We start from the raw sequence: 18,920 nt of genomic DNA, 5'->3' as shown, positions 1-18,920 counted from the left end.
CCTTTTTCTGACCCTGCACCTGTTTATTCTGTACGGCGATAACCTAAAAAATATAACAATTTCTGAGGTTTACTATGTCCACCGCACTGCTATTAGCCATAGCGACCGCCAGCATCGTGATCCTGCTGCTGCTGGTCATCAAAGCCAAAGTTCATCCCTTTGTCGCCCTGTTAATTGTCAGTCTGCTGGTGGCCATCGCCACCGGCATTCCGGCTGAAAAAATCATGGAGACGATTATCACCGGGATGGGCGGCCTGCTTGGTCACATCACCATCATCATCGTGCTTGGTGCCATGCTCGGGGCGATCATTGAAGCCTCGGGCGGTGCCGAGTCGCTGGCGCAGCGTTTCAGTAAAACGCTGGGGCTGAAGCGTACCGTTGCGGCATTGACCATGGCGGCCTTTATCCTTGGCATCCCGGTATTTTTTGAAGTCTGTTTTATCATTGTTATTCCGCTGATTTATGGCTTTACCAAAGTGGCGCGGGTCTCGCCGCTGAAGTTTGGCCTGCCGATGGCGGGCGTGATGCTGACGGTACATTTGGCATTGCCGACCCATCCGGGCGCAGCGGCGGCAGCCGGGATCCTGCACACCGACATGGGATGGCTGATGATACTGGGAATCGCGATTTCCGTGCCGGTCGGGATCATCGGCTACTACGTAGCGAAATTCATGAACCGTCGCCACTACCCTCTGTCGGTGGAGGTGCTGGAACAGTTGCAGATGGCCAGGCCGGAAGGGCAGGAAAAGAAGAATGAACCGGCACCACCCGGTGCGCTCACCATCAGCGGCCTGATTGTGGTCCCGATTGTATTGATCGTGCTGGGAACTCTGTCACACACACTGCTGGCTGAAGGGAGTCTGCTGCGTAGTGTGATGACCGTGATCGGCACACCGCCGATTGCCCTGCTGATTGCCTTAGGGCTGGCGGCCTGGCTGCTGGGCGTACGGCGTGGCTGGAGCAAAGATAAGCTGGAAGATCTGACCGGCCGGGCCATTCCCACCTCAGCCAGCGTGATTCTGGTGGCCGGGGCCGGTGGTGCATTCGGCAAAGTGCTGGTGGAGTCGGGCGTGGGTAAAGCGCTGGCGGTCACGCTTGAAACGCTGCATCTGCCGCTGGTGCCAGCGGCATTTATCCTGTCGCTGGCGCTGCGTGCATCACAGGGTTCCGCCACGGTGGCGATCCTGACCACCAGCGGGCTGCTGACCCAGGCGGTGACCGGCGTGACGGATATGCAACGGGTACTGGTCACCCTGGCGGCCTGTTTTGGTGGTCTGGGATTATCGCATGTCAATGATGCAGGATTCTGGGTAGTGACCCGTTATCTGGGACTTTCGGTGGCCGACGGTTTACGCACCTGGACGGTGCTGACAACACTAATGGGGCTGAGCGGCTTTGCGCTGACCTGGCTGGCGTGGACAGTGTTATAACCCGGATAGCGCACGCTCACCCGGCAGAAGCAGGCCGGGTGAGGTGAAGGGACGGCAGAGCGGCTCAGGAGACCAGCTCCTGGGCATAGAGATAGAGCGCTTTAAGCTGCCCAACCTTTTCTGCATCCGCTTCATGCAGATTCGCCAGAGCTTCCAGTTCCTGCATAAACGCCTGCACCCGCTCGGCATTCAGCACCTCACGGCGGTGCTGCAACCAGCGTTGCTGCTCGGCATCGTCCAGCGTGCCGGGGAAGTTACGCGCCCGGTAGCGGAACAGCAGTTTCGCTACCCGCGCACTCTCAAAGCTCAGGTCCAGCGCAGGCAGATTCGCAGGCGCGGTCTGACGGATAATATTCATCCCCGCCCGGTCGGCATCACTGAAGAAGCCATCATAGAGTTGTGTGTCCACATCATCTGACGGCGTAAAAGGCTCCGCTTCGGCAAACAGCGTGACCAGTTTTTCCCGCACGTCGGGCTGCTGACGCAGCAGCGCCAGATTCGCCAGGCAGTGCTGACGATCAATATTCAGCCGGGCCGCATCTTCCGGTCGTAGCGTACTGGCAGGCGCCAGCACCGGACACTTATTGATATGTACCAGTTTGACCGGCACCGCAGGCAGATCGCCGAGATCGTTTTTCGGCGTGTAAAGACGCTCACGCAGCGTGTCGGCATCCAGTTGCAGCAGTGGTGACATATCGCCCGCCAGATCCACCACAATCAGCGCATTGCGGTTATCGGGATGCCAGGCCAGCGGTACGATCCAACTGGTGTTACCGCGCGCGGCACCGAACATGCCGGAGACATGAACCAGCGGTTTCATCTGCGGGATATCAATCAGGTTCATCAGCTTGTTTTTGTTACGATGGGTAAACAAAAACTCAAACAGTTTTGGCTGCTTCTCCTTCACCAGCTTCGCCATCGCCAGCGTGGCGTAAACGTCGGACATGGCATCGTGCGCATTTTCATGGGAGACGCCGTTTGCTTTGGTCAGATGCTCCAGCCGGAAACTGGGAAAACCTTCTTCATTCTCAGGCCAGTTGATCCCTTCTGGCCGTAACGCGTAGCAGGCACGCATCACGTCGAGCAGGTCCCAGCGTGAGTTGCCGTTTTGCCAGGCCCAGCCATAGGGATCGTAAAAGTTGCGATAGAAGATATTGCGCGTCACTTCATCATCGAAACGCACGTTGTTGTAGCCCACCACACAGGTTTGCTCCGTGGTGAACAACGCGTGGATGCGTTCAGCGAACTCAGCTTCGATCACGCCGCGACTCATCGCTATCTGCGGGGTAATGCCGGTGATCATCACCGCTTCGGGCTGTGGCAGATAGTCATCAGGCGGACGGCAGTAGAACACTTCGGGTTCGCCGACCGGATTAAACTCACTGTCGGTGCGCAGGCCGGCAAACTGGGCTGGCCGGTCACGAGAAGGGCTGGTGCCGAAGGTCTCGTAATCGTGGAAGAGGAAAGTGGGCTGTACGCGGTCGTTATTCAAATTTCATATCCGTTCATTGCGTTCACTAAACTGATGAACAGAAAGTCATCAGGCTTCCCGTTCGCTGGATGCCTTTCTTCATCGGCGCCTGGCTGCTGGTGCGAGAGCGGTGCCTTTGCCGGGCAAGGTCATGCAGGCTCAGGCTTCACTCACTACATGGTAAACCATAATCCGACTGGCCTGAAGTTTCGGATGGTAGCGGGGGGCGTAGTATCTGACTGAGCGGTCAGGGGCAAGGAGTAAAGCGGACTTTTTACCTCTCAGGCTGTAGCTCGCTCATTCCATGTGCCACGATAGATAATATTCCCTTCGGCATATTTCCAGGTTATTGCTGCATACCGTAATTCCGGTGTTTCCAGATGCGTGCTGCTCATGCCGCTGGGTGAAAGGCAGGGCGATACCGTGGTGACCTTAACGTTTTCCAGCATGATATTGAAATATTCGGTCTCAATTCCTGCATCAATTAGCCGTTACCTCCCCCCTGCAGGCATCAGCCATACCCGTCGCAGTTCATACTTTTTTTCAATTTATTCAAACCTTCACAACGCTTTTGCCGTAAAACGTGCGGCTGTTTCCGTTTCGTTTTAGAAATTTTCTCTCCCGTGCAATTAAGGATGAAGTGTTGAAAAGGCGTCTGCTGTTCACCGTTACCGCTACTGTTTTTTGGGCCTCGCTGGCACAGGCTGATGCGATTCCCTTTCCTGTGACGCCTCCGGCGATTGATGCGGCTTCCTGGGTGCTGATGGATGCCACCACAGGACAGGTTCTGACCGCTGGCAATCCCGATGAACGCCGTAATCCCGCCAGCCTGACCAAACTGATGACCGGTTACGTGGTTGATCGCGCCATTGACCAGAAGAAAATCAGCCGTGACGACATGGTTACGGTCGGAAAAGATGCCTGGGCGGCGGGTAATCCGGTGTTCAAAGGCTCCTCGCTGATGTTCCTGAAGCCAGGCGATAAGCTGAGCGTCCGGGATTTAAGCCGTGGCGTCATCATCGACTCCGGTAACGACGCCTGCGTTGCCCTGGCTGATTATGTGGCGGGCAGCGAAGCGAACTTCGTCGGCATGATGAATCACTACGTTGAGAAGCTCGGCCTGCAGAATACCCATTTTGAAACGGTTCATGGTCTGGATGCGCCGGGTCAGTTCTCCAGCGCGCTGGATATGGCGAAACTGTCACGCGCCATTATTGATGGTGAGCCTGATTTTTATGCCATGTACAGTGAGAAGACCCTGACCTGGAATGGCATTACCCAGAACAACCGTAATGGCCTGTTGTGGGATAATAATCTCCACGTTGATGGGTTGAAAACCGGTCACACTGAGACCGCGGGCTTTAACATCATCGCCTCGAATGTGGTGGGCAAGCATCGCCTGATCGCCGTCGTCATGGGCGGTAAAAGCCCGAAAGGCCGCGAAGAGCAGGCGCGTAAACTGCTGGTCTGGGGACAGAACACCTTTGATACCGTTCAGCTGTTCCATGCCGGTAAGAAAATTGGCAGCGAAAACGTCTGGTATGGCAATCCTCATCAGGTGGATGTGGGTACCGCAGAAGATGTTTATCTGTCACTGCCGCGCAGTGAAGTGCAGAACGTGAAGGCGAAGTACGTCATCGATCGCAAAGATCTGGAAGCCCCGCTGAAAGCCAACGAAGTCATTGGTGAAATTCAGGTGATGGATAAAGATCAGCAGATTGCCCACTATCCGCTGGTGGCGCTGAGTGCGGTTGAACCTGCAGGCGTCATTACCCGCCTGACGGATTATCTCAGGCAGAAGTTCTGATTAGCCGATTGTCAGCACTAAAACGGGTAGCCTGCGGGCTGCCCGTTTTTACTTGCACGCTGGCTGCCCTGAATGTGTTACTGAGAGCCGATAAAGGTTAAAAAATCGCATTAAGTTGTTTTTAACTACCGGGAAAGTATGTGAGGCGGATGTTGATAATTGTAAGCGAACGTCAAAACTGTTTTAAATATCCGGCCCGCGCTAAGCCTGAGCCGCGTTCAGCGTTAAGATAGCCACACCATGTTCCCGCAACCGGAAAGTCATTTTGCGTCCCGATAAGCCCATATCAAAACTGGAGTTCTGGTTTTATCGCCATTATCGCTCCGTCCACGGTGTGCGTATTGCCATCGCCTTTTTGCTCTGCTTTATCTTTGTGCGGGCGACCGATATCCCTGAAGGCACCTGGCCGCTGATTACGCTGGTGGTGGTGATGGGGCCCATCTCCACCTGGGGAAATGTCTTTCCACGTGCACTGCAGCGCATCAGCGGCACGGTCGCCGGGTCAATATCCGGTCTGATCGCCCTGAAGCTGGAGCTGATCTCGATGCCGATGATGCTGGCCTGGTGCGGCATCATCATGATGATCAGTGGCTACCTGACGCTGGGCAAACATCCCTACATGGCGTTGTTGATCGGGATTACACTGAGCGTGGTCGTGGGCGCACCAACCGGCGATTTCACGATGGCACTGTGGCGCGGCGGTGATGTGATTCTGGGATCGCTGATGGCGCTGCTGTTTACCGCTATCTGGGCGCAGCGTGCCTATACACACTGGCGCATTCAGCTCTCCGACGCGCTGGCGGAAATGGCAAAAATCTATCACGCCGGCTTCTCGCCAAATCTGGTTGAAAAGCCACGCCTGAACAAGCCGCTGGGCAAATTGCTGAGCAGCGTGATCAAAATGCGGGCGCTGCTGGAGCCGTCAAGCAAAGAGACGCGCATCCCAAAATCGGTGCTTGAAGCGATCCAGACCATCAACCGTAATATGGTTTACACCATTGAGATGCAGATTAATGCCTGGTGGGCATCGCGCGAGAGCCATCTGATTATGCTTAACGCGCCTGCATTGCGCCGCACCCAGCAGATGACTGAGAACACGCTGCGGGCGCTGTCGGTCATGGCGATTGAAGGGGAAACGGAAGAGGTGGTGGCTAACAGTCACGAGCTGACCGAAATCAGTGGCGAACTGCGGCGACTGATCGCGGAAGCGGGCAGCGAAGGTCTGGAGGAGACGCCGATCTACGGCTACGTCTGGCTGACACTGGAACTGGCAAAACAGCTGGAACGGATGACCGACCTGATGCGGATGGCGCTGCGCAAATAATCACCTCAGACAATGACTTAATGTGAAACAGGGTTTCTTTGCGCTAAGATAAGAGCCAGTCTGAATTTAGCTGTGAAAATTGCTTACCTGGCGGGCTAGCCGCTAAGCTGATCGTTTTGACTCTCTCCCTGCGTCAGCAGGCTCAAAGAAAGGTGCCATCATGGAAAATGCCAAGCAATCATTTCAGGACGTACTGGAGTTCGTGCGTATGTTCCGCCGCAAAAACAAACTGCAGCGTGAAATTGTCGACAACGAGAAGAAAATTCGCGACAACCAGAAGCGCGTACTGCTGCTCGACAACCTGAGCGAATATATCAAACCCGGCATGAGCGTTGAGGCTATTCAGGAAATCATCGCCAGCATGCGTGTGGATTATGAAGATCGCGTGGATGAGTACATCATCAAAAACGCCGACCTGTCTAAAGAGCGTCGCGAGCTGTCGAAAAAGATCAAAGCGATGGGCGTGGGCGAACACCCGAAAGCGTAAGGGCAGACAGCAGCGCGCAAGCGCCAGACGTCCTATGCCAACCCGCATCCACTCTGGTGGGGCGGGTTTTTTATTGCCTGCGTCAGCGCAGGGTTATTTTCCCGCCAGCCTGCGGGCGATCACCTGTAACTGCTGTGACAGCGCCACTAAATTGACCCGCTCATCAGCAGGCGGGGCGGTGGTCTCTCGGATTACCAGCGTGGTTTCCAGCGCGTTGTCTGACGCCTCTGCTCCCTGAAGCCGGGCCAGCATCCGCTCGACGCTCTGCGCGCCGAGAAATTGCAAATCCTGCCGCACCGTGGTCAGCGGCGGCTGATACCACGCACTCTCAGCGGTGTCATCATATCCAATCACCGATATCTCGCCAGGAATGGCTACGCCATACTGATGTAGCGCCCGCATCGCACCCAACGCCATCTGATCGTTCGCCACCAGCAGCGCCTGCGGCAGATCGTCGGGAAGCTGCGCCAGCAGCGCCTGATAACCCGACTGCGCGCTCCAGTCGCCGCGCAGAGAACAGTGCGGTGTCAGCTGATGATCGGCCAGCGCCTGACGCCATGCATTTTCACGCTGACGGGCCGAGACCGAGCGCAGCGGCCCGTTTAACAAACCAATCTGACGATGACCCAGCGCCACCAGATGTTCAACGGCGGCACGTGCGCCAGACTCATTCGGGTACTGACACTGCGCTACCGCCGCCTGGGGTTCGACATCCAGAAACAGCACCGGTTTGCTGCCGCAGAGCAACTGGATCTGTTGCGCCTCATCTGCCTCCAGTGGCAGGTTGATCAGCAGTCCATCGACCCGCTGTGCCAGCAGTTCATTCACCGTTGCTGCCGCATCGTTACCACTGTCCATGGCGATCACCAGATGATAACCCGCCCCGGCGGCGCGCTGCTGGATCGCCGAGGCGATCTGCGCAGGAGCCATCAGGGCCAGGTCGCTGGTGGCCAGACCTAGCGTGCGCGTCGCCTTACCGGCCAGCTGCTGCGCCACACGATTGGGCACATAATTGAGCTGCAGCATCGCCGCCTCAACCCTTTCCCGCGTGCGGGCTGACACCTGTTCAGAACGGTTTAAAACACGTGAAACGGTTTGATATGAGACGCCGGCAAGTTGAGCGACATCATCGAGGGTCACGGAGCGGGAAGTCATTGAACTCTCCAAAAGATGAAGCGACGAGTGTAGCAAATTTTCCTGCCGCACTGCTGCTGCACACCACACTTTCACGACCACAAAAACCGGGTCCGTTGCGGCACCCGGTCACGGCATCTGGCAGGGCCATTAACGCTGCTGCAGATAGACCTGAAGGTTCACATCCACCGCGTTAAGCAGTGGCGTGGCGAGACTATGGCGTTTCGCCCGCAGCAGCAGGTCACCTATCACCTGATCGGCTTCGATATCAAAGCCCTGGGTTAAATCGCGGTACATTGAGGAGGTCATCGGGGTGGCCGGATCGCTTAACAGCTCAAGAATGCGGGCAGTGGCCGCCGGACGCGTCTGATAGCCTTCGGCAGTAATGACTGACAGAATCTCCGAGAAAACACCCTGTAACAGCGCTTCGCCGCCGCGCGAGGTGAGTATCTGTTGGGTATTTCCGCGCGCCAGGCAGCAAACCGCGCCGAGCGTGCTCAGCAGCAGCCACTTCTCCCACAGCTCATCCATGATGTTATCGCTGAATCGGGTATCGACCTGACAGTCACGCAGCGCCGCATCAACCCGCTGCAGTCGCGCATCGTTGTTACCGTCCAGCGCGCCATAATAGAGCTGATGCAGCGGCGTCATCTGAATTACTTCGCCATTGTCACCCAGCGTCGCGTTGATTTTGCACAGGCCGCCAATCACCCTATCTTCGCCGAAACGCTGTTGCAGCGTTGCGATGTGCCGCAATCCGTTCAGAATCGGCATGATCAATGTTTCCGGGCCCACTGCAGGTGCAATATCCTCCATCACCTGATCAAGGGCAAAGCTCTTCACCGTCACGATAATCAGATCATAGTGGCCCGTCAGGCTGCTCGCCTGAGCCAGCTGCGGCTTTAGCGTTTCAGTGCCCTGTGGCGTCTGCAACACCAGGCCGCTGGCCTGAAGCTGCTGATAACGCCGTTCACGGACCAGAAAAGTCACGTCCTGGCCCGCCTGAGCCAGCCTTGCACCAAAATATCCACCGGTCGCGCCGGCGCCTGCCATCAGAATGCGCATCCCACTCTCCCTCTGCTGAAAACCTCTACCTTAGAACGCCGTGACCGGGCTTACCAGTCTTAGCCTCGGTCAGAGCGCGTCGGGGAGCATGAAATGAGAGGCCGGGAAAGCGCGGGCAGGGAGGTGACGATGCAGAGAAATCAGATTTTCCCTGCCCGGTAAGCAGTTCGAAACAGAGGGGTGTGTTACAGCCGGGTGACGCCCAGCGCGGCAGCCTGCTGTTCCCACGCCAGCACGCCCTGATAATCGTCTCGCTGCACCGGGCTGAATCCGCCGATCAGGTTATCGTCGCAGACGGTGCGCCAGGCGGGATCGTTCACCAGCTGATGCAGTGCCGAGCGGAGTCTCTCCAGCCGGTCCACTGACGTCGGGGCTGCCGTGATCAACGGCAATCCGGGTGCGGCTGGCGTCTCACCGATGATATGCAGGCCGCGCAGCGCATCCGGCTCATAGCGCGCCAGCAGCGCCCAGCTGACGCAGTCGATAGCCGCGATATCCGCCTGTGAATCGCGCAGCGCCGCCAGCGACTGACGATGCCCGCCGCTCAGCAGCAGCTGCGAAAACCTCACGCCCTGAAGCGCAGCCACAAACCGCAGCGCGTTATAGCCGGAGTGAGAGTCCAGGCTGTTAGCTACGGCCCGCTGGCCGTTAAAATCGGCCAGCGTCGCCTGTTTGTCCCGCGCCACCAGCCAGCTGCGATAGTCACGGCCGGTGCAGCCTGTGGCCTGATAGTGAAAGGTGCCGACCAGCTGAACCGCAGGAAGCTGGCTGACCAGCGGATAGCCGCAGGTCTGGCTCAGCAACAACCGGTTATCCTGCCAGTGTGTCAGCAGGTCCTCAGGCCAGACCGGCTGCGTAGCGATGCCGTGCTGCGTCAGCAGGGCAACCACAGCCTGCATCAGTGCCCGTGTGGCGGGCGGGTGAATCGCATACATCGGCAAGGCGAGCAGGTTATTCATGCGTTTTCTCCGCTGATCGTCCCGGATGGACATTGACCCCGACCGGTCTGACCCAGAACTGACGCAGCCAGACCCGATAACCCGCCACGCGAAAGCCATGATTGCGCTGGTAGTAATGCTCGCGGTCGCGCAGATAGAGACGACGCAGGCCATACCAGGGGACGCCGGGGAGGTCGTGATGCACTGAATGGTAGTTCAGATTCAGGAATAGCATGCGCCACGGCCATGCCGCTTCATTATTCACTGACCGTGCCAGCGGATCGTCCGCCGCACGATGCTCGTAGAAGGATCGCACTTTGGTCAGCGCCAGCGCCGGATAACTCACCGCCAGCAGATACCACAGCGGCGAAAATCCCTGCCGCGCCATCCAGAAAAACAGCAGTGCCAGCAGCGTCCCGTGCAGCAGCCACATCGCTATCGCGGGCCGATCGCCACGGCGCAGTGCCTGCCACATCCCGCCGAAGGTCGCCGCTACATCCAGCAGCGGGCCGAGCAGCAACCGTCCCAAAAAAGTGTTACGCAGATGAATCAGCTGCTGCTGCCAGCGCGGTAACTTCGCCCAGCGAGCAGCGGAGAGGTAGTAGGTTTCCGGATCCTCATCCGGCTCGGTCAGGGTGTGATTGCGATGATGGGCCAGATGAGAATCGCGATAGAGTCCGTAGGGATACCAGACCGCCAGCGGCAGGGTGCCAAATAGCTGATTCACCCGCGGCCAGCGGGTGGGATGCCCGTGAATCAGCTCATGCTGGAGCGACATATACCAGCCAGTGAAGACGATCAGCAGCAGGGTGGCGGGCAGCCGTCCCAGCGTCTGCGCGTTCAGCATCACCGCAAACCAGCCGCCATAGATCACACCGATTAGCAGCCAGGTCGGCAGTTCGCTGCGCCAGAGCCAGCTGCGTGCGCGCGCTTTAAGCCAGGCGCGCTGCTGTAGAGAGAGATAACCGGTGTGCATGATTCACCTGACAGCGGAAGCGGGAATCTGAACAGTGAAAGAAAGGGCGGGCAAAGGCAAAGTGGATAATCTGCTTAGCTATGTCGAAATTCCTGAATATGGCGCTGAAAGATATTGACTATCAGTGGCGGCTCCGGGGGCGTAACCTTTCTCTATCAGAAATCGCCTTGCATCCACGGGCGTTTACCGCCTGTCAGGAGAAATACAGATGAAAAATATTGGCTTCTTATCCTTTGGTCACTGGACGCCCTCGTCGCAGTCCGCCACCCGTACCGCGCAGGATGTGTTACTGCAATCGATCGACTTAGCGGTCGCCGCCGAAGAGCTGGGCGCAGATGGCGCTTACTTCCGCGTCCACCATTTTGCCCGTCAGCTCAGCTCGCCATTTCCGCTGCTGGCTGCCGTTGCAGCGCGCACTAAAACGATTGAGATCGGCACCGGTGTCATCGACATGCGCTACGAAAACCCACTCTACATGGTGGAAGACGCCAGTGCGGCAGACCTGATCTCCAATGGTCGTCTGCAACTGGGTCTGAGCCGCGGTTCACCTGAGCAGGTAATCGATGGCTGGCGTTACTTCGGCTTTGAACCGAAAGCGGGAGAAAGTGATGCGGATATGGGCCGTCGTCACACCGAAGAGTTTCTGGAGGTGCTGCGCGGCGAAGGTTTTGCTAAGCCCAATCCACAGCCCATGTTCCCCAATCCGCCAGGCCTGCTGCGTCCTGAGCCGCTCTCTGAAGGCCTGCGCGACCGCATCTGGTGGGGATCCGGCTCCAATGCCACCGCAGAATGGGCGGCAAAAATGGGCATGAACATGCAAAGTTCAACCCTGAAAGATGATGAAACCGGCGAGCCGTTCCACATTCAGCAGGCTAAACAGATCCGCGCCTACCGTGAGGCCTGGAAAGCAGCGGGGCATCAGCATGCGCCACGCGTCTCGGTCAGTCGCAGCATCTTTGCGCTGGTGAATGATATGGACCGCGCGTACTTTGGCCGCAGCGGTAACGACCAGGATTCCGTGGGCTTTCTCGATGAGAAAACCCGCGCTATCTTTGGCCGCAGCTATGCCGCAGAGCCAGAGGCGTTAATTAAGCAGCTTGCGCAGGATGAGGCGATTGCCGAAGCCGACACCCTGCTGCTCACCGTGCCTAACCAGCTTGGTGTCGCCTACAACGCCCATGTGATTGAGGCGATCCTGAAGTATGTCGCCCCGGAACTCGGCTGGCGTTAAGTGACAGAGCGCCCTGAAGAGCAGGGCGCTGTGAGATCCACCGCAGGCGCAGATGACAAAGCGCCTGCGGTGATTCTTCTGTAAACGCGCGTCATCACTCCCCGCTTTTTCTGCTTTATTCTCTCTGAACTTCTCTCTGAACTTCTCTCTGATGAGCCATTCCATGCCCTGACAGAGCCTTTTCGTCACTCTGTTTCCAGTGTACGGAATATGCAGATTTTGTGACTTATAATTTATTTCGTCACTTATTGCTGAATGGGATGTTTCCTCTGCTCAGGGTGGGTCTGAACCCTTCATCAACGCATCTCCCTGGTTTAACGTGTTTTCATATCCTGCATGAACGGACAATGCTTTACGCAATTTGTGACTATTGACAGTATTGGTCACATGATAAGAGAATGGCGGCACTCTCCTGCTTACTGTTGAAGGTAATCTATGCTCAGGTTCAATCCTGCCATTCTGGTTGTTTGTCTGCTGCCACTGGCGCTGGCGGGTTGCCGGGATAATTCACCCAAAGACGATCCGCGCACGCAGCCGCCGCTGGTCAGGGTCACAAAGGTCATCAGCGCCACCGATGGCAGCCGTGCGTTTAGTGGCGTCGTGGTTGCCCGGGTTCAGAGCGACCTCGGCTTTCGGGTCTCAGGAAAAATCCTCGAACGGCTGGTGGACAGCGGCCAGCGGGTGAAGCGCGGTCAGCCGCTGATGCGGCTCGACCCGGCAGATCTCCGGCTGCAGGCCCAGGCTCAGCAGCAGGCCGTTGCCGCCGCGCAGGCACGCGTCAGACAGGCCAGCGCCGATCAGGCGCGTTACCGCACTCTGGTGGCAACCGGGGCAGTTTCTGCGTCGGCATACGACCAGATTCGGGCCGCTGCGGCCACCGCTCAGGCTGAGCTGAAAGCCGCCCAGGCGCAGGCCAGCGTGGCAGGTAACGCCAGCGGATATGCGCTGCTCCTGGCTGATGACGATGGCGTGGTGATGGCAACGCTGGCGGAGCCGGGTCAGGTTGTGAGTGCCGGTGAGGCTGTCATCAGACTGGCCAGAGCCGGACAGCGCGAGGCAAGTGTTCAGTTGCCGGAGACCCTGCGCCCGGCAGTGGGAAGTGAGGCAAAGGCAACGCTGTATGGTGCGGGCAGTGCGCCGGTTTCTGCCCGGCTGCGCCAACTGGCTGATGTGGCCGATCCGATGACGCGCACCTTTGAGGCGAGATATGTGCTGGAGGGCGCACTGGCCAGCGCACCGCTGGGAGCCACCGTCACAATCACGCTGCCGAATAAACCGTCGCAACCGCTGCTGCAGGTTCCGCTGGCGGCGATCTACGATGCCGGTAAAGGGCCAGGCGTCTGGGATATTACCGGCCAGCCCGCTACCGTTGCCTGGCGGCCGGTGACGGTGGTGTCGATAAGTGATGAGGCGGCCACCGTCACGGGTCAGCTTAATGCTGGCGATCAGATAGTGGCGCTGGGCGCGCATCTGTTGCAGCAGGGGGAGCGCGTGCGCCCCGATGACGCTGCCGTTGCCGGGAGCCAGCCATGAGCCAGGGACGCTTTAATCTGTCAGCGCTGGCCGTGCGCGAGCGCGCTATTACGCTGTTTCTGATCATCCTGATTACCGTGGCGGGCGTCTTGTCCTTTTTCGAATTGGGACGGGCAGAAGATCCACCGTTCACCGTAAAACAGATGACGATTATCTCCGCCTGGCCGGGTGCGACGGCTCAGGAGATGCAGGATCAGGTGGCCGAGCCGCTGGAAAAGCGTCTGCAGGAGCTGAGGTGGTATGACCGTAGCGAGACGTACACGCGCCCCGGTCTGGCTTTCACTATGTTATCCCTGCAGGATAAAACGCCGCCTTCCCAGGTTCAGGATGAGTTTTACCAGGCGCGTAAGAAGCTGGGTGATGAGAGCAGAAATCTGCCTGCCGGGGTCATCGGGCCGATGATCAACGACGAGTTCTCCGACGTGACCTTTGCACTGCTGGCGCTGAAGGCAAAAGGGGAGCCGCAGCGCCTGCTGGTTCGTGAAGCGGAATCACTGCGTCAGCGACTGCTGCATCTGCCTGGCGTGAAAAAGGTCAATATCATCGGTGAGCAGAGTGAACGCATCTATGTGTCGTTTTCACACGATCGACTGGCGACACTCGGCATCACTCCGCAGGCAATTTTTGCTGCGCTGAACGATCAGAATGTCCTGACGCCAGCGGGATCGATTGATACGCAGGGGCCGCAGGTCTTTATACGGCTGGATGGCGCGTTCGATAAACTGGAAAAAATCCGTGAGACGCCGATTGTGGCGCAGGGGAGAAGCCTGAAGCTGGCGGACGTGGCTACGGTGACCCGGGGTTACGAAGATCCCGCCACCTTTATGGTGCGCAATCAGGGCGAACCGGCGCTGCTGCTGGGTATCGTAATGCGTGAAGGCTGGAACGGTCTGGAACTCGGCAAGGCACTGGCGGCTGAAACCGCCCGCATTAACCAGGCGATGCCGCTGGGGCTCTCACTGACTCAGGTCACCGATCAGTCCGTCAATATCCGCTCGGCGGTTGATGAATTTATGGTTAAGTTCGTCGTGGCGTTGCTGGTGGTGATGGTGGTCTGCTTTGTCAGCATGGGCTGGCGTGTCGGGGTAGTGGTCGCGGCTGCGGTGCCGCTCACCCTGGCGGTGGTGTTTGTGGTGATGGAGGCTTCCGGCAAAAACTTTGACCGCATCACGCTGGGTTCGCTGATTCTGGCGCTGGGCCTGCTGGTGGACGACGCCATTATCGCCATTGAGATGATGGTAGTGAAAATGGAAGAGGGCTACGACCGCATCAAGGCCTCTGCCTATGCCTGGAGTCATACGGCGGCACCCATGCTGGCCGGCACCCTGGTTACGGCCGTCGGGTTTATGCCCAATGGGTTTGCGCAGTCCACGGCGGGCGAGTACACCAGCAATATGTTCTGGATAGTCGGCATCGCGTTGATCGCCTCCTGGATCGTCGCGGTGGTGTTCACCCCTTATCTTGGCGTAAAGCTGCTGCCAGCCATCAAAACGGTAGAAGGCGGCCACGCAGCGATCTACAACACCCGCCACTACAACCGCTTTCGCCGCCTGCTGACCCGCGTGATTGCCCGTAAAGGCTGGGTGGCAGGCGTGGTGATTGCCCTGTTTATCGCCGCTGTGCTCGGTATGGCGCTGGTGAAAAAACAGTTTTTCCCGACCTCAGACCGGCCTGAAGTGCTGGTTGAAGTTCAGCTCCCCTACGGCAGCGCCATAGAACAGACCCGCGCAGCGGCTGAAAAGGTTGAGACATGGCTTAAACAGCAGCAGCAGGTAAAAATCGTCACCACCTATATTGGTCAGGGGCCACCGCGTTTTTATCTGGCGATGGCACCGGAACTGCCCGATCCGGCCTTTGCTAAGCTGGTGGTACTGACCGACAGTCAGGACGCGCGTGAGGCACTGAAAACGCAGCTGCGCGCCGCCATTGCCAGCGGTCTGGTGCCTGAAGCGCAGGTTCGTGTAACGCAGCTGGTGTTTGGCCCATACTCCCCTTATCCGGTGGCGTGGCGGGTGATGGGGCCTGATCCGGCCCATCTGCGCGCGATTGCCGATCGGGTGGAAGCGGTCCTGCGGGCCAGCCCGATGATGAGGACGGTGAACACCGACTGGGGCGCCCCCGTGCCGACGCTGCATTTCTCACTGGATCAGAACCGGCTGCAGGCTGTGGGGCTGACATCCAGTGACGTCGCCCGGCAATTACAGTTTCTGCTGTCGGGCGTGCCTGTCACTACCGTGCGGGAAGATATCCGCGCGGTCCAGGTGGTGGGGCGTGCGGCCGGAGAAACCCGGCTCGATCCGGCTAAAATCGCCGACTTCACGCTGGTGGGCGCCGCGGGTCAGCGTATTCCCTTATCGCAGATTGGTGATGTGCAGGTGAAAATGGAAGATCCCGTGCTGCGGCGGCGCGACCGCACGCCGACCATCACCGTTCGGGGTGATATCGCCGATTCCCTGGAGCCGCCTGACGTCTCGACGGCGCTGAACAAAGCCCTGCAACCGATCATCGCGACGCTGCCCGCGGGCTACCGCATTGAACTGGCCGGTTCAATAGAGGAGTCCGGTAAAGCGACCCAGGCGATGGCCCCACTGTTCCCGATCATGATTGCGATCACTCTGCTGATCATCATTCTGCAGGTGCGTTCTCTGTCGGCGATGATCATGGTCTTTCTGACTGCGCCTCTCGGGCTGATTGGCGTCGTGCCGACGCTGCTGCTGTTCAGTCAGCCGTTTGGTATCAATGCACTGGTCGGGCTGATTGCCCTGTCGGGCATACTGATGCGTAACACGCTGATTCTGATAGGGCAGATCCACCACAATGAACAGGAGGGTCTGGCACCCTTTGATGCAGTGGTCGAAGCGACAGTGCAGCGTGCCCGTCCGGTGCTGCTGACGGCAATGGCGGCGATTCTGGCGTTTATTCCACTGACCCACTCGGTGTTCTGGGGAACGCTGGCCTATACCCTGATTGGTGGGACGCTGGGCGGCACCCTGATCACGCTGGTTTTCCTGCCCGCAATGTACGCTATCTGGTTCCGCATCCGCCTGCCGGGCAGCAAAACGGCAGTTGTGAAACCGGCGCTGTCGGAATAGTCTCAGGGTGACGGTTGCCGCTTCGCTGCTCTCTGCAGCCTGGCAGCAACCGTCAATTCATTGTTTTAAGCTTTTGAAGAAGGTGTATAAAAAGGTAAAAGCTATCAAACAGATAGGATGAGACAGGTGTGCGATCCTGAAAATCCTCTATAGAGTAGCGATGAAAATACAAAAAAGAGGTGTGACCATGAGCAATTCCATTGATGAAGATGCAAAAGATGCAAAGCCTATTGTCGAAGCCGATCGCGAAGCGCCCGAGGGCAAATGTCCTTTTCATGCTGGTAAGCCTTCTCAGGAAAATCAGGCGCCGGGCGGCGGAACAACCAACCGCGACTGGTGGCCTAATCAACTCCGGGTTGACCTGCTGAATCAGCACTCATCCCGTTCGAACCCGCTTGATGAATCCTTCGATTACCGTAAAGAATTTGCCAAATTAGATTACTCAGCGCTGAAAGCTGACATCAAAGGGTTGCTCACCGAGTCACAAGCCTGGTGGCCCGCTGACTGGGGCAGCTACATCGGCCTGTTTATTCGTATGGCCTGGCACAGCGCCGGAACCTATCGCTCCGTGGACGGACGCGGTGGTTCAGGTCGTGGTCAGCAACGCTTCGCACCCCTAAACTCCTGGCCAGACAACGTTAGTCTGGATAAAGCGCGCCGCTTACTGTGGCCGGTTAAACAGAAGTATGGTCAGAAGATCTCCTGGGCCGACCTCTACATTCTGGCGGGCAACGTCGCGCTGGAAAACTCCGGATTCCGTACCTTTGGCTTTGGTGCCGGACGTGAAGATGTCTGGGAACCGGATATGGATGTGAACTGGGGTGAAGAAGCCGCCTGGCTGGAACACCGTCACCCGGAATCCCTGGCGCAGTCGCCACTGGGCGCTACCGAAATGGGTCTGATCTACGTGAACCCGGAAGGTCCGGAACACAGCGGCGATCCTGCCTCTGCGGCCCCGGCTATTCGCGCCACTTTCGGCAACATGGGCATGAACGACGAAGAGATCGTGGCATTGATTGCTGGTGGACATACGCTGGGTAAAACCCACGGTGCCGCACCGGCCAGCCACGTCGGTGTCGATCCGGAAACTGCACCGATTGAGGCGCAGGGCCTGGGCTGGGTCAACAGCCACGGCACGGGCGTTGGCGCAGATGCGATTACCTCCGGTCTGGAAGTAATCTGGTCTCAGACGCCAACCCAGTGGAGTAACTACTTCTTCGAGAACCTGTTCAAATATGAGTGGGTTCAGACGCGCAGCCCGGCCGGTGCCATCCAGTTCGTGGCAGCTGATGCGCCGGATATTATCCCGGATGCGTTTGACGCCGCGAAGAAACACAAGCCGACCATGCTGGTGACCGATCTGACGCTGCGATTTGACCCGGAGTTTGAAAAGATTTCGCGTCGTTTCCACAACGATCCGCAGGCGTTCAACGAAGCCTTTGCCCGTGCCTGGTTTAAACTGACTCACCGTGATATGGGGCCAAAAGCGCGCTACATCGGACCTGAAGTCCCGCAGGAAGATCTGATCTGGCAGGATCCGCTGCCTGCACCGGCTTATCATCCAACCGTGGCGGATATCGCGCAGCTGAAAGAGAAAATCGCTGCAACCGGCCTCAGCGTCAGCGAGCTGGTTTCGGTTGCCTGGGCATCGGCATCAACCTTCCGTGGCGGCGACAAACGTGGTGGTGCCAACGGTGCCCGCCTGGCGTTGCTGCCGCAGCGTGAGTGGGACGTCAATGCCGTCGCGGCACGCGTGCTGCCGACGCTGGAAGCGGTGCAGCGTGAAGCGCACAAGGCTTCACTGGCAGATGTGATTGTGCTGGCGGGTGTGGTCGGCGTTGAGCAGGCGGCGAAAGCAGCTGGCGTTGAAATTGACGTGCCATTTACTCCGGGCCGTGTTGATGCGCGTCAGGATCAGACTGATATCGAGTCATTTGATCTGCTGAAACCGCGTGCAGATGGTTTCCGTAACTACGGTACTGGCTTCGGCAAAACCACAACCGAAAATCTGCTGATCGATAAAGCGCAGCAGCTGACCCTGACCGTGCCGGAGTTAACGGTGCTGGTTGGCGGAATGCGTGCGCTGGGTGCTAACTTTGATGGCAGTCAGCACGGCATCTTCACGCACCACACAGGGACGCTGAACACAGACTTCTTCGTGAATCTGCTGGATATGCGCACCGAGTGGAAAGCCGCCGATTCGACCAATGAGAAATTCATTGGACGGGATCGCGTCACTGGCGAAACCCGTTTCACCGCCACGCGCGCCGATCTGGTGTTTGGCTCCAATGCGGTGCTACGCGCCTCGGCAGAAGTCTACGCCAGCAGCGACGCCCGTGAAAAATTCGTCAAAGACTTTGTTGCCGCCTGGACCAAAGTGATGAATCTGGATCGGTTTGAACTCTGATTGCTGTTGACGTTGTAAAACCTGA

General features: G+C 58.0%; 13 protein-coding genes and 1 pseudogene. 8 read left to right on the top strand and 6 right to left on the bottom strand.

The window, feature by feature from the left end; all coding sequences use genetic code 11:
- Positions 1-74 precede the first annotated feature (74 nt).
- The gene (locus PAG01S_RS05710) at positions 75-1,430 is read left to right on the top strand and encodes a GntP family transporter (protein ID WP_062757987.1); all 1,356 of its coding nucleotides are present in this window, start codon (positions 75-77) and stop codon (positions 1,428-1,430) included.
- 64 nt (positions 1,431-1,494) lie between these two features.
- On the opposite strand, the gene sbcB is transcribed toward PAG01S_RS05710, so the two are convergent.
- Positions 1,495-2,922, bottom strand: coding sequence for an exodeoxyribonuclease I (gene sbcB / locus PAG01S_RS05705; protein WP_022624997.1), 1,428 nt, complete (start codon positions 2,920-2,922; stop codon positions 1,495-1,497).
- Between the two features lie 260 nt (positions 2,923-3,182).
- Positions 3,183-3,392: pseudogene (locus tag PAG01S_RS21555) on the bottom strand (type VI secretion system tube protein Hcp); the annotation flags it as partial.
- Positions 3,393-3,544: 152 nt separating this feature from the next.
- Between PAG01S_RS21555 and dacD the strand changes: the two are divergent.
- The 3 genes from dacD to tmaR all read left to right on the top strand — a co-directional run bounded on the left by dacD (position 3,545) and on the right by tmaR (position 6,519).
- Positions 3,545-4,708: a serine-type D-Ala-D-Ala carboxypeptidase DacD gene (gene dacD / locus PAG01S_RS05700; RefSeq protein ID WP_022624996.1), complete on the top strand. Its 1,164-nt coding sequence runs from the start codon at positions 3,545-3,547 to the stop codon at positions 4,706-4,708.
- Positions 4,709-4,973: 265 nt separating this feature from the next.
- Positions 4,974-6,032, top strand: coding sequence for an FUSC family protein (locus tag PAG01S_RS05695; protein WP_010670945.1), 1,059 nt, complete (start codon positions 4,974-4,976; stop codon positions 6,030-6,032).
- A 160-nt stretch (positions 6,033-6,192) separates the two neighbouring features.
- A complete protein-coding gene (gene tmaR, locus PAG01S_RS05690; protein ID WP_004571340.1) occupies positions 6,193-6,519 on the top strand; it encodes a PTS system regulator TmaR in 327 nt (108 codons plus the stop codon).
- Between the two features lie 93 nt (positions 6,520-6,612).
- On the opposite strand, the gene PAG01S_RS05685 is transcribed toward tmaR, so the two are convergent.
- The 4 genes from PAG01S_RS05685 to PAG01S_RS05670 form a co-directional block, all read right to left on the bottom strand.
- Positions 6,613-7,674, bottom strand: coding sequence for a LacI family DNA-binding transcriptional regulator (locus PAG01S_RS05685; protein ID WP_062757985.1), 1,062 nt, complete (start codon positions 7,672-7,674; stop codon positions 6,613-6,615).
- A 129-nt stretch (positions 7,675-7,803) separates the two neighbouring features.
- Positions 7,804-8,718 carry a ketopantoate reductase family protein gene (locus PAG01S_RS05680; protein WP_062757983.1) on the bottom strand — a complete coding sequence of 305 codons (915 nt, stop codon included), beginning with the start codon at positions 8,716-8,718 and terminating at the stop codon, positions 7,804-7,806.
- 185 nt (positions 8,719-8,903) lie between these two features.
- Positions 8,904-9,677, bottom strand: a complete 774-nt coding sequence (locus PAG01S_RS05675) for a phosphate/phosphite/phosphonate ABC transporter substrate-binding protein (protein ID WP_062757981.1) — start codon at positions 9,675-9,677, stop codon at positions 8,904-8,906.
- Positions 9,670-10,632, bottom strand: coding sequence for a fatty acid desaturase (locus PAG01S_RS05670; protein WP_062757979.1), 963 nt, complete (start codon positions 10,630-10,632; stop codon positions 9,670-9,672). The genes PAG01S_RS05675 and PAG01S_RS05670 overlap by 8 nt, the downstream gene beginning before the upstream one ends.
- A 208-nt stretch (positions 10,633-10,840) precedes the next feature.
- Here PAG01S_RS05670 and PAG01S_RS05665 point away from each other — a divergent pair, with 208 nt between their 5' ends.
- The 4 genes from PAG01S_RS05665 (at position 10,841) to katG (ending at position 18,895) form a co-directional block, all read left to right on the top strand.
- A complete protein-coding gene (locus PAG01S_RS05665; protein ID WP_062757977.1) occupies positions 10,841-11,863 on the top strand; it encodes an LLM class flavin-dependent oxidoreductase in 1,023 nt (340 codons plus the stop codon).
- Positions 11,864-12,298: 435 nt separating this feature from the next.
- On the top strand, positions 12,299-13,396 hold the full coding sequence (locus PAG01S_RS05660) for an efflux RND transporter periplasmic adaptor subunit (RefSeq protein WP_062757975.1): 1,098 nt from the start codon (positions 12,299-12,301) through the stop codon (positions 13,394-13,396).
- Positions 13,393-16,488 carry an efflux RND transporter permease subunit gene (locus tag PAG01S_RS05655; protein ID WP_062757973.1) on the top strand — a complete coding sequence of 1,032 codons (3,096 nt, stop codon included), beginning with the start codon at positions 13,393-13,395 and terminating at the stop codon, positions 16,486-16,488. The genes PAG01S_RS05660 and PAG01S_RS05655 overlap by 4 nt, the downstream gene beginning before the upstream one ends.
- Positions 16,489-16,675: 187 nt before the next feature.
- Positions 16,676-18,895, top strand: coding sequence for a catalase/peroxidase HPI (katG, locus tag PAG01S_RS05650; protein ID WP_045140267.1), 2,220 nt, complete (start codon positions 16,676-16,678; stop codon positions 18,893-18,895).
- Positions 18,896-18,920 lie beyond the last annotated feature (25 nt).

Source organism: Pantoea agglomerans NBRC 102470, assembly GCF_001598475.1.
Classification (GTDB): Bacteria; Pseudomonadota; Gammaproteobacteria; order Enterobacterales; family Enterobacteriaceae; genus Pantoea; species Pantoea agglomerans.
The sequence above is the reverse complement of the archived record's forward strand: the minus strand, read 5'-3'. Positions and strand labels throughout refer to the sequence as shown.

What these genes read in the sequence shown, in the direction of transcription:
- PAG01S_RS05710 (WP_062757987.1), top strand. Translation starts at nt 75, where the DNA reads ATGTCCACCGCACTGCTATTAGCCATAGCGACCGCCAGCATCGTGATC.
- tmaR (WP_004571340.1), top strand. Translation starts at nt 6,193, where the DNA reads ATGGAAAATGCCAAGCAATCATTTCAGGACGTACTGGAGTTCGTGCGT.
- PAG01S_RS05685 (WP_062757985.1), bottom strand. Translation starts at nt 7,674, where the DNA reads ATGACTTCCCGCTCCGTGACCCTCGATGATGTCGCTCAACTTGCCGGC.
- PAG01S_RS05680 (WP_062757983.1), bottom strand. Translation starts at nt 8,718, where the DNA reads ATGCGCATTCTGATGGCAGGCGCCGGCGCGACCGGTGGATATTTTGGT.
- PAG01S_RS05675 (WP_062757981.1), bottom strand. Translation starts at nt 9,677, where the DNA reads ATGAATAACCTGCTCGCCTTGCCGATGTATGCGATTCACCCGCCCGCC.
- PAG01S_RS05670 (WP_062757979.1), bottom strand. Translation starts at nt 10,632, where the DNA reads ATGCACACCGGTTATCTCTCTCTACAGCAGCGCGCCTGGCTTAAAGCG.
- PAG01S_RS05665 (WP_062757977.1), top strand. Translation starts at nt 10,841, where the DNA reads ATGAAAAATATTGGCTTCTTATCCTTTGGTCACTGGACGCCCTCGTCG.
- PAG01S_RS05660 (WP_062757975.1), top strand. Translation starts at nt 12,299, where the DNA reads ATGCTCAGGTTCAATCCTGCCATTCTGGTTGTTTGTCTGCTGCCACTG.
- PAG01S_RS05655 (WP_062757973.1), top strand. Translation starts at nt 13,393, where the DNA reads ATGAGCCAGGGACGCTTTAATCTGTCAGCGCTGGCCGTGCGCGAGCGC.
- katG (WP_045140267.1), top strand. Translation starts at nt 16,676, where the DNA reads ATGAGCAATTCCATTGATGAAGATGCAAAAGATGCAAAGCCTATTGTC.